Raw genomic sequence first — 13,404 nt, forward strand, 5'->3', positions numbered from 1 at the left:
TTTGCGCTACGGGGCGCGTCCTGATTGCCCCCTTTGCGGCATCGCTGCGCTTCGACCGCCGGTCGGGTCCGCTCCTTGTTGCTTTCCGCTGCGGCGGGATTCAGCCCTCACGAGCTGTGGGCAGTCGTTCCGCAGGGGCGGAACGGGTGGGCACAGCGGACGCAAGGCCCGGCACCCGCCCAGCTATGCACCCAATCGGGGGCCCGGGGGCGGAGCCCCCGGTTCAGGTGCGACCCGCGGGGCCCGCCCCAAAAACCGCAGGGCGTAGGCCGCACGCTCCGCAACAATGGGGCCGTGCGATATCTGCTGCTGGGCGCCACAGAGGCGCGGGACACGGAGGGCCGGCCGCTGCCCCTGGGCGGCCACCGGCTCCGCGCCCTCCTCGCCGCGCTCGCCCTGCGCGCGGACACCCACGCCGCCGTACCCGTCGACGTCCTCGTCGCCGAGGTCTGGACGGCCGCCGAGACCCTGCCATCGGACGCGCCCGCCGCGCTGCAAGCGCTGGTGGGCCGCCTGCGCCGCACCCTCGGCAAGGACGCCGTGGAGTCGCTGCCCGGCGGCTACCGCCTCCGCGCCGACCCCGACGACGTCGACCTGCACCGCTTCCAGCGCCTCGCCGAAAAGGGCGCCCGCGCGCTGGAGGACGGCGCACCGGAGACCGCCGCGCGCCTGCTCGCCGAGGCACTGGACCTCTGGCGCGGCCCCGCCCTCTCCGACCTGCCGGAGCAGACGGCCGCCGCCGCCCGCCCCGAGGCCCTGCGCCGCATGACCGAACAGCGCAGGCTCGCCGCCGAGGTGACCTTGGGCCGCGCCGAGTCCGTACTCCCCGAACTCCGCGACCTCGCAGCCCAGTGGCCCCTCGACGAACCGCTCCAGGCCCTGCTGATCCGCGCCCTGCGGGACAGCGGCAGACCGGCGGAGGCGCTGTCCGCGTACGAGGCCGTACGCCGCGAGATCGCCGACCGCATCGGCACCGACCCGGGCAGCGAACTCCGCACGCTGCACGCCCAGCTCCTGGCGGCCGGACCCGAAGCACCGCCGGAAGCGCAGCCGGAGGCACCGCAGGCGGAGCAGAAAACGGAACGGGAAACGGAAGCCCGTGCCCCCGAGCCGGCCGGCCACCCCAAGGGCAACCTCCGCGCCCGCCTCACCAGCTTCGTCGGCCGCGAGTCCGAACTCTCCGCGCTCCGCGAGGACCTGCGCCGCTCCCGTCTCGTGACCCTTACGGGGCCTGGGGGTTCGGGCAAGACCCGGCTGGCCGAGCAGGCCGCGGCCGCCAACCCCGAGTCCTACCCCGACGGCGCCTGGCTCGTGGAGCTCGCCCCGCTGGAGCATCCGGCCGCGGTGCCCGGCGCCGTGCTCAGCGCGCTGGGCCGCCGCGACACGGCGCTGTTCGGCGCGGGCCTGGACACCGCGCGGCCAGGAAGCGGAAGCACCGGCGGAGGCACGCAGAGCGGAGGCGGGGGCGCGGCGACGAGCGACGCCCTCGGCCCCCTCCTGGAGCACTGCGCGCACCGCCGCCTCCTCCTCGTACTCGACAACTGCGAGCACGTGATCCACGCGGCGGCCCGGCTCGCCGAGACCCTGCTCGCGCACTGCCCGGGCCTGACCGTGCTCGCCACCAGCCGCGAACCGCTGGGCGTGCCGGGCGAGTCGATGCGCCCCGTGGAGCCGCTGCCGCCGGAGCACGCGCACCGGCTGTTCGCGGACCGCGCCGCGACCGCCTGCCCCGGCTTCCGTACCGAGGCCGACCCGGCGTCCGTCGCGGAGATCTGCCGCAGACTCGACGGCCTGCCGCTGGCCATCGAGCTCGCCGCCGCGCGGCTGCGCTCGCTCACGCCGCGCCAGATCGCCGACCGGCTCGATGACCGCTTCAGGCTGCTGACCAGCGGAAGCCGCACCGTTCTGCCGCGCCAGCAGACGCTGCGCGCGGTCGTCGACTGGTCCTGGGACCTGCTGGATGCGGCCGAGCGGACCGTGATGCGGCGGCTCTCGGTGTTCGCCGGCGGCTGCACCCTGTCGGCCGCCGAGTACGTGTGCGCCGACGGCACCGAGGTCACCGAGCACGACGTGCTCCCCCTCCTCGGCGCGCTCGTGGACAAGTCGATCCTGGTCGCGCACGAGCCGCCGCCGCTCTCCGAGACCGGCATGCGCTACCGCATGCTGGAGACCATCCACGAGTACGCGGCCGAGCGCGCCGCCGCGCATCCCGCCGACCGCGCGGCCGCCGAGCGGCGGCACACCGAGCAGATCCGCCGCTTCGCCGCGGCCGCCGACCCGCGGCTGCGCTCGGCCGAGCAGCTCCGCTGGTTCCCGCGCCTGGAAGCCGACCTGGACAACATCCGCGCGGCGCTGCACCGCTGCGTAGTGGCGGCCGACGCGGACACCGTGATCGAACTCGTCCTCCACATGGGCTGGTTCTGGTGGCTGCGCAACTACCGCGACGAGGGCGCCCAGTGGACGCAGGCCGCGCTCGGCTTCCTCCCGCCCGAGCACACCGCGCGCACCGCGGAACAGGAGACGGTCTACCGCGAGCTGCAGCTCCTCTACTACTTCCTGCTGCACGAGCAGTACGCGTCCAGCCTGCTGGACGACGAGACCCAGCGCACCGTCGCGCACGAACTCGCCGGCTCCTACAGCGGAGCGCCCTCGCCCTCGGCCGCCCGCTTCCCCGGACTGCTCTGGCCGTTCTCCGCTTTCATCGTGGAGACCAGCGCGGGCGTCGTACGGCTGATGGACCGCGCCGTCGCCAACTGCCGCACCCACGGCGGCCCCTGGGAACTCGCCGTCTCGCTGCTCTTCCGCGCCCACGTGAAGATCGACACCCCGCACGGCCTGCGCACAGCGGCGGCCGACTTCCCGGAGATCGAGTCGCTCGCCGAGGCCACCGGGGACCGCTGGCTGATCAGCCAGGTATGCGGGCTGCGCGCCGAGTTCGACACCCAGCTCGGCCGGTACGAGGAGGCGCGCGAGGGGTACGAGACGGCGATGCGGTACGCGCAGGAGCTCGGCGCGCACACCGAGATGCCCGTGCTGCTCGCCCGCATCGCGGACAACTGGCACCGGCAGGGCGACACGGCGGCCGCCGAACGGCTAGCCGAGCGCTCCCTGGAGGAGGCCGATCGGCTCGGCGTGACCGACGCCCGCACCTTCGGCTGCTATCTGCGCGGGGTCCTCGCGCTGGAGAGCGGCGACACCGCGCGGGCCCGCGTGCTGTACGACGAGACCGAGGAGCACGCCAGGGCCAGCACCCTGCCCTCGGTCTTCGAGCTGGTGCTGCGCGTGCTGCGGGTGCGCGTCATCTCGGCCGAGCAGCGCGAGGAGCGGGAGCGCCGCGGGCCCCGGCCCGACCGCGACCTCCAGCCGCTGCGCGAGGTACGGGAGGTCCTGCGGCACGCGCTGGACCTCGGCGCCCCCGAAGCACTGCTGGCCCACTGCCTGTTGTGCGCGGGTGCCGTGGTCCTGGAGAGCGCCGAGGGCATCCCGCCGACGCCGGACGGCTGCCCGCCCGCGACCGCGGCCCGCCGCCTGGCCGACGCGTCCCGCTCCGTACGCGGCGAACTGGCCCGCTCCGTCCCCGAGGCCCGCATGGAGGCGTGGGTGAGGGAGTACGCGCGGGAGCCCGAGCAGGACCCGGAAGCCCCGGACACCTCGGAAACCCCGGACGCCCCGGGCCCTCAGGCGGTGGAGCACACCGTGCAGCGCGCCATCGCCCTCCTGGACACCCTCACCGGCAAGTGACCGCCCGCGCGGGGACCGTTCTCGCGGGGAGCGCCCTCGCAGTGAGCGCGCTCAGCGTCGCGTACGCCCTCAACCGCAGGTGATCCGCGACTCCGCCCAGTCGGCCACGGCGACCGTGTCGACGGCGGAGTCCGGCTCCACGACGAGCTTGATCGTCTTCACCCCGGACAGCGGCACGTGCACCGGCACCGCGGGGTCGTGCCCGCTGACCAGCGGCGACTGCCACAACCGCGCGCCGTCCCCGAACACCGAGAAGCGCGCCTTGCCGAGGCCCAGCGTCATGTCGTCGATGCCGGCCGACGCGTCGTACGCCGTGCAGGGGCGGTTCAGGTCGATGGTCACCGAGGACGGTGCGTGCACGGTCGCGCCGTGCGCGTACTTCTTGCCGTCGATGCTCATGTCCTGGCGCTGCCAGAGCGGGCTGCTCTCGGCCATGCGCACGGTGGGTTCCTTCGCGTCCTGCTTGTCGTCGCCGCCCGGCAGCCCGGGGAGCCCGTCCCCGCCGCCCGGCTGCCCGAGGTCGTACTTCAGCTCGTTGACCGGGTAGTCCGCCGGCGGAGGAGGCGGCGGCTTCGGCGTGGGGGTCGGCTTCGGGGGCGTCGGCTCGGGCTTCGGCGGCGGAGGCTTGGGCTTCGGCTTCTCCGGCGGCGGCTTCGGCTTGGGCTTGGGCTTCGGCGGGTCCGGCTTCGGCTTCGGCTTGGGCTCGGGCGGCGGCGGGGGCTTGGGCTTCGGCTTCTCCGGCTGCTTCGAGGGCGCGGCGGGCGGGGGCTTCGGCTTCGCCTCGGGCTTCTTGGGCGGCTCGCCGCCCGCCAGCGCGTACGCGAGGACCGCGCCGGCCGCGACCGTGGCGCCCGCCGCGATCCCGATCTTGGCGGGGGCGCCGAGCCCCTCGGACGCGGCGCCGCCTCCCGCCGCGCCGCCGGCCCCACCCGAACCGGTCGCGGCGGCGGCCGCTCCGCCGGCGCCGGCAGCGGCGGCCGCACCGCCACCGCCGACCAGCAGGCCGAACGCCTTCGCGCCGCCCGCCGTCGCGAACCAGCCGATGAGGGCCACGGGAACCAGCAGACGGATGCGCTCGTTGAGATTCACGACCTCGGCCGCCGCGGCCTGGCAGCGCTCGCACTCCTTGAGGTGCTTGCGCAGGCCCAGCTCGGCGCGGCTGCGCAGGGAGCCGCGCGCATAGGCCCCGAGCCGGTCGGCGTAGCGCGCGCAGTCGCCGCCCTCGGTCAGGGACGTGCTCACGTGCGCCTGGAGGTAGGCCTTCTTGAGGTTCTCGCGGGCGCGGTGCGCGGCCACGGCCGTGGCGTTGTCGGTCATCCCCAGCAGCGGGGCGACCTCCTGCGGCTTGGACTCCTCGACGGTGGTGTGCCACAGGACCATCTGGTCCTTCTCCGACAGGCTCTTGAACGCCTTGACCACCAGGGTCTGTTCGGCCTCGCGCATCGCCCGCACATCGGCGCCGAGGTCGAGGGTGTCCTCGTCTGACGCGGCGGACGCGCTGGCCTCGGACTGCGCGAACACCGCGAAGTCCTCGACCAGTTGCTCCCGCTTGCGGGTCTTCGCCCAGGCGGCGCCGACGTGCCGCACCGAGGTGAGCAGATACGCGCGTACGGAGGTCTCGGGGCCCTTGCCGCCGCGCACGGCCTGCAGGGTGCGCGCGAAGACCTCGTTGGTGAGGTCGTCGGCGGTGTGCCCGTCGCGGCAGCAGGTGCGGGCATAGCGGCGTACGGCCTCGGAGTGCCTGCGATACAGCTCGTCGTAGGCGGAGCTGTCGCCCTCGCGCATGCGCGCGATGAGGTCGGTGTCCGAGGACGCGTCCTCGCCCGCGGCACTCGCGGCGCCGGCCGCGGCCGACCCGGCGGCCGCTCCGGACCCCGGAGCAGCTCCCGCGTCCGCCTCCGAGTCCGATGCCGCCCCCCGCCCCGCGCTGCGGTGCCGCCCGCGCTGGCTGGGAACGGTGCCCTTCGCGGGCCGTTCAGCGGAGGACTGCTCCGGGACGGACTCCGCTGCTTCCGACTCCTGGGCGTCCTTCCGCCTGTCGGCGCTCATGGTGGCGGCCCCCCGTACGAACTCGGTACCCGATCACCGGGCAAGAGTGCCACACGGGGGTTGGCCCGGAAGAGGCCGTTCACCGCAACCACTCATCCGAGAACGCGTCGTACACGCCTCCACCACGCCCCGTGACATCGCCGCCCCGACACGTCACAACGCGTCACGAGCCGGGGCCCGCCACGGGGCTGCGCCGTCGCACGGGCTACCGCGAGCGCAGACCCTCCAGCAGGATGTCGAGCAGCCGCTTCGAGGCCGCGGCCTGCTGCGCCGCGTCCGGCAGCGAGGGAGCCGCCGTGGCGATCACCAGCAGCACGTCGCCGACCGTCACATCGGTGCGCAGCTCGCCCGCCTCACGGGCACGCTCGACCAACTGTCCGACCACGCCCAGCAGTTCGGCCGCGCTGTCCGGCTCGGGCTCGGGGCCCGCACCTGAACCGTGCCCCTGCTGACCCGCGCGCCCGCCGTCCACGAGCCGCAGCCCGTTGTCGCCCGGCTGACCCAGCGGGCCCGCGCCGTGCGAACCGTGCGCGCCGTGCGACCCGTTCGCCGCGTCCTCACCGGGGAGCCGCTGCTGCGGCACCCGCGTGCCGTGCTCGGCCGAGCCGTCGACCGCAGCGCCCGAGGAGCCCGCGCCGACGGGACCCACCCCGTCGGCCCGCAGTATCCGCGGAGGCAGCAGCCGCCCCGCGCCGGACGCCACGGAGGTGCGCAGGAACCTGGACAGCGCCGCCCAGGGGTCCTCCTCCTGTCCGAGCGCGCTGCGCGCCTGCTCGGTGAGCCGCGCGGTCTCCTCCTCGGCTATGCGCCGCACCAGCACGTCCTTGCTGGGAAAGCGGCGGTACACGGTGCCGACGCCGACCCGGGCGCGCCGGGCGACATCCTCCATCGGCGCCCCGTACCCGAGCTCGCCGAACACCTCGCGCGCGGCGCGCAGGACGTGTTCCAGATTCCGCTGCGCGTCCACCCGCAGCGGTGTCGTGCGCGGAGCGCCGTCCCCCTGCGCGCCCGCGCCGTTGCCGACGCCGCCGCCGGAGCCCGACCCCGCCTCCGCGGCGTGCGTCATCGCCGCCGCGGCTCCATGAGAGCCGTGAATACCCTGCATGTGCATACGTATTTCCCCCGGTGCTGTATGTCTCCCCCCGGAGACCCCCGCCCTGTCTCGGCCGGAGACGATGCCGCGTGCGCTGCCCAGTGGCGCTGGGCCCGGTACCGCCGTGCCGCCCGCCGCCGTACGCAGTGCTGTGAGCGAGTGCTGTGTGCAAGCGCTCCGAGCAGTGCGGTACGCAGTCCGGGCCGCCCCCCATCGTGCTCCGACGGATACGAACATAGTTCAGCCCGGGTCAAGAGAGAAGGGGGCAGTTCCTCACAGAACGCCGCACGATCGGAGTACATGGCGAAGCCCGCACCAACCGGCGCACGCGTCGCCTCCCCACGCCACCCCGTGACCTGCAACGCACCGTCCCCGCGCGGAACTTGAGACCCCGTACGCCGTAATCAGGACCGTTGCTCGTTCCCGCCCCCCTGTGGACAAATGCCGGACCCCGGGTGCGTCATGGACGGGTGACCAAGGCGACGAAGGAGCCCGCGCGCATTCTCGTGGTCGGCGGAGGCTACGTCGGCATGTACACCGCGCTGCGGTTGCAGCAGAAGCTGAAACAGCACCTCAAACCCGGCGCGGCGGCACCGGTCGAAGTGGTCGTGGTGGACCCCGACCCGTACATGACGTATCAGCCGTTCCTCCCCGAGGCCGCGGCCGGATCCATCTCGCCCCGGCACGTCGTGGTGCCGCTGCGCCGCGTGCTGCCCCAGTGCCGGCTGCTCATCGGCGAGGTCCAGGCGCTCGACCACGAGAAGAGAGTGGCCACCGTGAGCACCCTCGCCACGGAGGAAGAAGGCACGGGCGCGATCGAAGTCCCCTACACGGAACTGGTGCTGGCTCCGGGTTCCGTCGCCCGCACCCTGCCGGTGCCGGGACTCGCCGAGCACGGCATCGGCTTCAAGACCGTCGAGGAGGCCATCGGGCTCCGCAACCACGTGCTCGAACAGCTCGACATCGCCTCCTCCACCCGCAACCCCGACGTGCGGGACGCGGCCCTGAGCTTCGTCTTCGTCGGCGGTGGGTACGCGGGCGTGGAGGCGCTCGCCGAGCTGGAGGACATGGCGCGCTACGCCTGCCGCTACTACCACAACATCGAGCCGCAGGACCTGCGTTTCCTCCTCGTCGAGGCCAGCGACCGCATCCTCCCCGAGGTCGGCGAGGAGATGGGCCTCTACGCGCTGCGCGAGCTGCGGGCCCGCGACATCGACGTACGCCTGGAGACCCGACTGGACTCCTGCGAGCAGCGCGTCGCCGTGCTCAGCGACGGCACCCGCCGCCCCACCCGCACCCTCGTGTGGACCGCCGGGGTCAAGCCGCACCCGGTGCTCGCCGCCACCGGGCTGCCGCTCAACGAGCGGGGCCGGCTCCGGTGCACGGCGGAACTGCGCGTGGAGGGGACCGAGCACGCCTGGGCCGCCGGCGACGCGGCCGCCGTGCCCGACCTGCTCACCAGGGAGAAGGGCGGCGACCCCGACGCGCTCTGCGCGCCGAACGCCCAGCACGCCGTGCGCCAGGCCCGCCGTCTCGCGGAGAATCTCGCCGCCACCCTGACGGGGGGCCAGAGCGCCGACTACCGTCATGCGTACGCCGGTTCGGTGGCCTCCCTCGGGCTGCACAAGGGCGTGGCGCACGTCTACGGGCGCAAACTCAAGGGCTACCCGGCCTGGTTCATGCACCGCGCGTACCACCTGAGCAGGGTGCCGACCTTCAACCGGAAGGCCAGAGTGCTCGCGGAGTGGACGCTGGCAGGACTGTTCAAGCGCGAGATCGTCTCGCTCGGCTCGCTGGAGCATCCGCGCGCCGAGTTCGAGCTGGCGGCGGGCACCGGACGGCATCCGGAGGGCAGCTGACACGCGCCGTCCCCCACCCGGACGCGGCGCCGGAACTGCCCGCGGCAGGGCGGCGTCTGAGGGATGTCAGCACCGTGGCCCACACTGTCCGTGTGACCATGGGTGCGCCCGCACCTGCAAAGAGTGACCACCGCGAAGCGTCCACGAGCCTCGCGAAGGCACCACCGACGGTCCCCGGCCGCCGGAGAACGCGCGAAGCATCGCGCACAGACCACCGACGGTCCTCAGGCCGCCGGACCCCGTGCGCGAAGCATCGCGCACACACCGCCGGCGGTCCCCGGACCGCCGGAGAACGTGCGCGAACCTTCGCGTACGGACCACCGACGGTCCCCGGACCGCCGGGAAACGTGCGCGAACCTTCGCGCACACACCGCCGACGGTCCCCGGACCGCCGGACAACGACCGCGAACGACCACGGCGAACGACACGAGGACCCCACGACCGTGAACTTCACGCGCTGGAGCGCCCGACTGCCCGGCACCCAACGGCGCACCGCCGCCGCGCACCGCCCGGCGGAGGAGGCGAGTACGGTCCCGTCGGCCCGCGCCGAGCGCACCCGCCACGAGGAGGGCGGCGCGCAGGACACAGCGCACGACACGGCGCGCGACACCCCGCCGGACGCCCCCGGCAGCCCCGGCGACCCCGACCCGGCGGCCGCCGACGGCGAAGCGCCCGGCGCCTCCGAGGTCACCCGCAGCATCGACGCGCTCTCCGTGCACGCGCTGCTGGGCCAGGTCCCCGCGCTCGCCGCCGTCGTGCACGGCCCCGAGCACCGCATCGCGTACGTCAACGACGCGTACGCCGAGGTCTTCGGCCCCCGCGCACCCGGCGCACCGGCCCGCGAGGCGCTGCCCGAGCTCGACGAGCTGGGCCTGCTCCCGCTGATGGACCAGGTGCTGCGCAGCGGCAGGCCGCGCACCGTGAAGTCCCGCCGGGTGCACTCCGCCACCGGGCGCGACGCCTACTACACCTTCACCTGCACCCCCATCACCGCGCCCGGCGGCGACGGGGTCCTGATCTTCGCGGCCGAGGTCACCGACCAGGTCGAGTCGGCCGAGCGGCTGCGCGCCAGCGAACGCCGCCAGCGCGAGGCGGCCGTCACCCTGCAACGTTCACTCCTGCCTCAGGAGTTGGAGCAGCCCGACGACCTGCGCGTCGCCGCCACGTACCAGCCCGGCGGCGCCGACGCCGCGGTCGGCGGCGACTGGTACGACGTCATCACCCTCGGTGCCGGCCGCACGGCCCTGGTGATCGGCGACGTCATGGGCCGCGGCGTGCGCGCGGCCGCCGTGATGGGCCAGCTCCGCACGGCGGTCAGGGCCTACGCCCGTCTGGACCTCCCGCCGCACGAGGTGCTCCAGCTCCTCGACGGCCTCGCCGCCGAGATCGACTCCAGCCAGATCGCCACCTGCGTCTACGCCGTACACGACCCCAACGAGGGCCGCCTGACCTACGCCTCCGCGGGCCATCTCCCCATCCTCGTACGGGAGTCCGACGGTACGGTGCACCGCGCGGCCGAGGCGACGGGACCGCCCCTGGGCACCGGCGGCTGGACCCACACCTCGGGCACGGTGGCCCTCAGCCCCGGTTCCTCCGCCGTCCTCTACACGGACGGCCTGGTCGAACGCCGCGACGCCGACATCGACGAGGGCGTGGACGCCCTGGAGCGCGCCTTCGCCGGCGCGGTCGGCTCCCCCGAGGTCATCTGCGACCGCCTGCTCCGCTCCCTGGGCATCACCTCATCCCACGACGACGACGTCGCGGCCCTGGTGCTCCAGCACCCGGAGAGGGAGGGCCCGGACGCGGAGCTGTTCCACAACGCCGCCCTCGACCTCCTGGGTGGTACGGAGGCCGCGCCCCGGGCCCGTGCGTTCGCCTCAGGGGTGCTGACCTCCTGGCGCTTCCCGCCCGACCTGCATGACCTGGGCGTTCTCGCCTCCAGCGAGCTGGTAGCCAACTCCCTCCAGCACGGCACGCCCCCGATGCGCCTCCGACTGCGCCGTACGGACCGACGCCTGATCGTCGAGGTGACGGACGGCGACGAACACCTCCCACGCCGCCGCCGCGCTGAACCGGCCGACGAGGCGGGCAGAGGCATCTCGATCATCGCCACGATCGCCTCCTCCTGGGGCTCCCGCAGAACCCCAGACGGAGGCAAATCAGTCTGGTGCGAATTCGCCTTGCCCCGCCGCACCTAGCCTCCGGCCCTCTCCACGAGGTGTGGCCAGCCGCCCCACCGCCGCCTCCCCCCCCCACCGAGGTGTGGGCAGTCGTTCCGCAAGGGGCGGAACGGGTGGGCACACCGGAACGCAAGCCCCCGCACCCCACCCAGCCATACACCCAACGGGGCACGGGGCGAAGCCCCGAAAAAGGGGCCCGGGGCGAAGCCCCGAACCCCAACCCAAGCCCCGCAGGGCTCACACGGCCGACCCCACCCGCGCATCAGGCACAGACTCAGCCACAACAACAGACCCATAAGGCCGATCCTGCGCAGGCGACAACCGCCGCCCCAACAACAGCGCCAGCCCACAGATCCCCAACGAGCACACGACAAGCATCCCGATGTACACGGCGTACAGCCCACCCGCGGCCATCAGCCCGCCCACAGCAGGCCCAACCGCCAACGCCATCTGCTTGACCAGCGCAAACGCCGAGTTGTACTGACCGACAAGACGCTCAGGCGCCAGATCCGCGACGAGCGGCGCCACAGTCGGCGACAGCATCGTCTCGCCGACCCCGAACAGCGCGTACGTCGAGATCAGCAGCGCCGTCGCGACCCCCTGCGACCCGTGCACGAGCCCGGAAGCCCCGGCCGCCAGCCACGCCACGGTCCAGATCAGCCCGACCGCCAGCACGACCCGGCTGCGCCGCCGCCGCTCCACGAGCCGCAGCACCACGAACTGCGCCAGCACGATCACCGCCGTGTTCGCGGCCAGCGCCGTGCCGAGCGTCGCCGTCGAGATCCGGGTGACCTCGACCGCGTACGCCGAGAGGCCCGACTCGAACTGCCCGTAGCAGGTGAAGAACACGACGAACCCGAGCACGCACAGCAGCACCATCGCCCGGTCCCGCAGCAGGAACCCCCAGCCGGCGTTCCGCTGCCCGGCGGCCTGCCCGGGCCGTACGTCGGCACCCGCGGCGGCGCGCTCCGGCAGCCGCACCGAGGCCAGCACCATCGGCAGCACCACGAACATCGTCGCCTCGATGCAGAACAGCAACGTGAAGCTCGCCGGCTCCGACTCGTCCACGAGGAACCCGCCGAGCAGCCCGCCGACCCCGAGCCCCGCGTTGTTCAGGAAGAACTGCGTGGCGAACGCGCGCGACCTGGTCGCCGTCGTCGAGCACCACACGATCATCGTCGCCAGCGCGGGCTGCAGTACGGCGATCCCGCCCCCCATCAGCCCGGAGGACACCAGCACCATCGGCGCCGTACTCGACAGCCCGAACCCGAGCGCTCCCACCGCGGCGGCACCGGCCCCGGCGAAGGCGACCGGCAGCGGCCCGCGCTGGTCGATCACCCGCCCCGAGAACGGAAGCACCAGCAGCGCCGCGGCGGCGAAGACGGCCAGCACGGCACCCGCCGTGCCGTCGCCGAGATCGCGCACCCGCGCCACGTAGACGAACAGGAACGGCACGGTGAAGCCGTTGCCGAACGCCACCAGCGCGTTCCCGATCTGAATGCGGCGCAGCGCAGCGCCCATCGCGGTGGTCACACTCACCTCCCCAGGACAAGGCCCCGATGGCTGGAGAAGCCCACCGGGACCGTAGAGTTCAATGCTAAAGTTCGAAGCTAAAGAGTACACAGGGAAGCCGTTTAGCGCGAATCGATACCCGTGGGGGATACTCCCGCTCATGCCGGACAGACAGCCGACGCTCGACGAGCAGATCGCCATCTACCAGCGCGAATACCGCGACCTCGACCCTCAGGTGGAGAAGGTCGTGAACGCGCTGAGCAGGCTCGACCGCCGCATGAACGTCGCGTACGGCCGCCAGCTCTCCACCCTGGGCCTCACCAGCCCCGAGTGGGAGGTGCTCAAGGAACTGGTGATGGCCGGCGAGCCGTACCAGCTCTGGCCGGGCACCATCGCCAAGCGCCTCGGCCTGACGCCCGCGGCGATGACCCACCGCATCGACCGGATGGTCACGCAGGGCCTGGTCACCAGGGAGCGCGACGAGGAGAACCGCGTCCGCGTGATCATCGGCCTCACCGACGAGGGCCGCGAGAAGTGGCTCCAGGTCATGCGCCGCGCCTCTGTCTTCGAGGAGGAGCTCCTCCAGGACCTCACGGGCGACGAGCGCGGCTGCCTGGGCGAGCTGCTGACCCGCCTGCTCCGCCGCGTCGAGGACGCGCAGCCCGACGCGGGCGGCCGGCTGACCGACCTGGACTGACCGGTCTGGATTGACCCCCGGGGAACGGTTGACACCACCCGGCCCCGTCCGTAAAGTTCTTCGGGTTGCCACGGAGCCGAAAGGTTACGGCGGCAGCACCTCCCGCCACATCCGGTGGCATCCACTACTCAGCACGATCTCCCTTCGCGGGAAGCTTTTCGGCATGCCGGAAAACGACCGCGGACGCTGATTTTGATCAGCCGGGGAAATCCACTAACGTAGCGGCCACGCCGGAAGGCACCCCGCCGACAGGGGAAAAGCAGGAACGAATTT

7 protein-coding genes are annotated in these 13,404 nt (G+C 73.4%); 4 read left to right on the top strand and 3 right to left on the bottom strand.

The window, feature by feature from the left end; genetic code table 11:
- Positions 1–294 precede the first annotated feature (294 nt).
- The gene (locus ABEE00_RS32330) at positions 295–3,741 is read left to right on the top strand and encodes an ATP-binding protein (protein ID WP_345749326.1); all 3,447 of its coding nucleotides are present in this window, start codon (positions 295–297) and stop codon (positions 3,739–3,741) included.
- A 69-nt stretch (positions 3,742–3,810) separates the two neighbouring features.
- On the opposite strand, the gene ABEE00_RS32335 is transcribed toward ABEE00_RS32330, so the two are convergent.
- Both ABEE00_RS32335 and ABEE00_RS32340 read right to left on the bottom strand, forming a co-directional pair.
- On the bottom strand, positions 3,811–5,790 hold the full coding sequence (locus ABEE00_RS32335) for a sigma-70 family RNA polymerase sigma factor (RefSeq protein ID WP_345749327.1): 1,980 nt from the start codon (positions 5,788–5,790) through the stop codon (positions 3,811–3,813).
- Between the two features lie 205 nt (positions 5,791–5,995).
- Entirely contained in the window at positions 5,996–6,901 is a 906-nt protein-coding gene (locus tag ABEE00_RS32340) for a TetR/AcrR family transcriptional regulator (RefSeq protein WP_451918719.1), read from the bottom strand.
- A 452-nt stretch (positions 6,902–7,353) separates the two neighbouring features.
- Here ABEE00_RS32340 and ABEE00_RS32345 point away from each other — a divergent pair, with 452 nt between their 5' ends.
- The gene (locus ABEE00_RS32345) at positions 7,354–8,742 is read left to right on the top strand and encodes an NAD(P)/FAD-dependent oxidoreductase (RefSeq protein ID WP_345749329.1); all 1,389 of its coding nucleotides are present in this window, start codon (positions 7,354–7,356) and stop codon (positions 8,740–8,742) included.
- 443 nt (positions 8,743–9,185) lie between these two features.
- A complete protein-coding gene (locus ABEE00_RS32350) occupies positions 9,186–10,940 on the top strand; it encodes an ATP-binding SpoIIE family protein phosphatase (RefSeq protein ID WP_345749330.1) in 1,755 nt (584 codons plus the stop codon).
- 219 nt (positions 10,941–11,159) lie between these two features.
- Here the strand turns inward: ABEE00_RS32350 and ABEE00_RS32355 are convergent, their stop codons facing one another.
- Positions 11,160–12,455, bottom strand: coding sequence for an MFS transporter (locus ABEE00_RS32355; RefSeq protein WP_345749339.1), 1,296 nt, complete (start codon positions 12,453–12,455; stop codon positions 11,160–11,162).
- A gap of 139 nt (positions 12,456–12,594) precedes the next feature.
- Between ABEE00_RS32355 and ABEE00_RS32360 the strand changes: the two genes are divergently transcribed.
- Positions 12,595–13,131, top strand: a complete 537-nt coding sequence (locus ABEE00_RS32360) for a MarR family winged helix-turn-helix transcriptional regulator (protein WP_345749331.1) — start codon at positions 12,595–12,597, stop codon at positions 13,129–13,131.
- The last annotated feature ends 273 nt before the right edge of the window (positions 13,132–13,404 follow it).

This window comes from Streptomyces odontomachicola, from assembly GCF_039605595.1.
Taxonomy (GTDB): Bacteria; Actinomycetota; Actinomycetes; order Streptomycetales; family Streptomycetaceae; genus Streptomyces.

Bases quoted from the DNA above. Each gene is read 5' to 3' on its own strand.
- ABEE00_RS32360 (WP_345749331.1), top strand. From the start codon at position 12,595: ATGCCGGACAGACAGCCGACGCTCGACGAGCAGATCGCCATCTACCAG.
- ABEE00_RS32335 (WP_345749327.1), bottom strand. From the start codon at position 5,790: ATGAGCGCCGACAGGCGGAAGGACGCCCAGGAGTCGGAAGCAGCGGAG.
- ABEE00_RS32340 (WP_451918719.1), bottom strand. From the start codon at position 6,901: ATGCACATGCAGGGTATTCACGGCTCTCATGGAGCCGCGGCGGCGATG.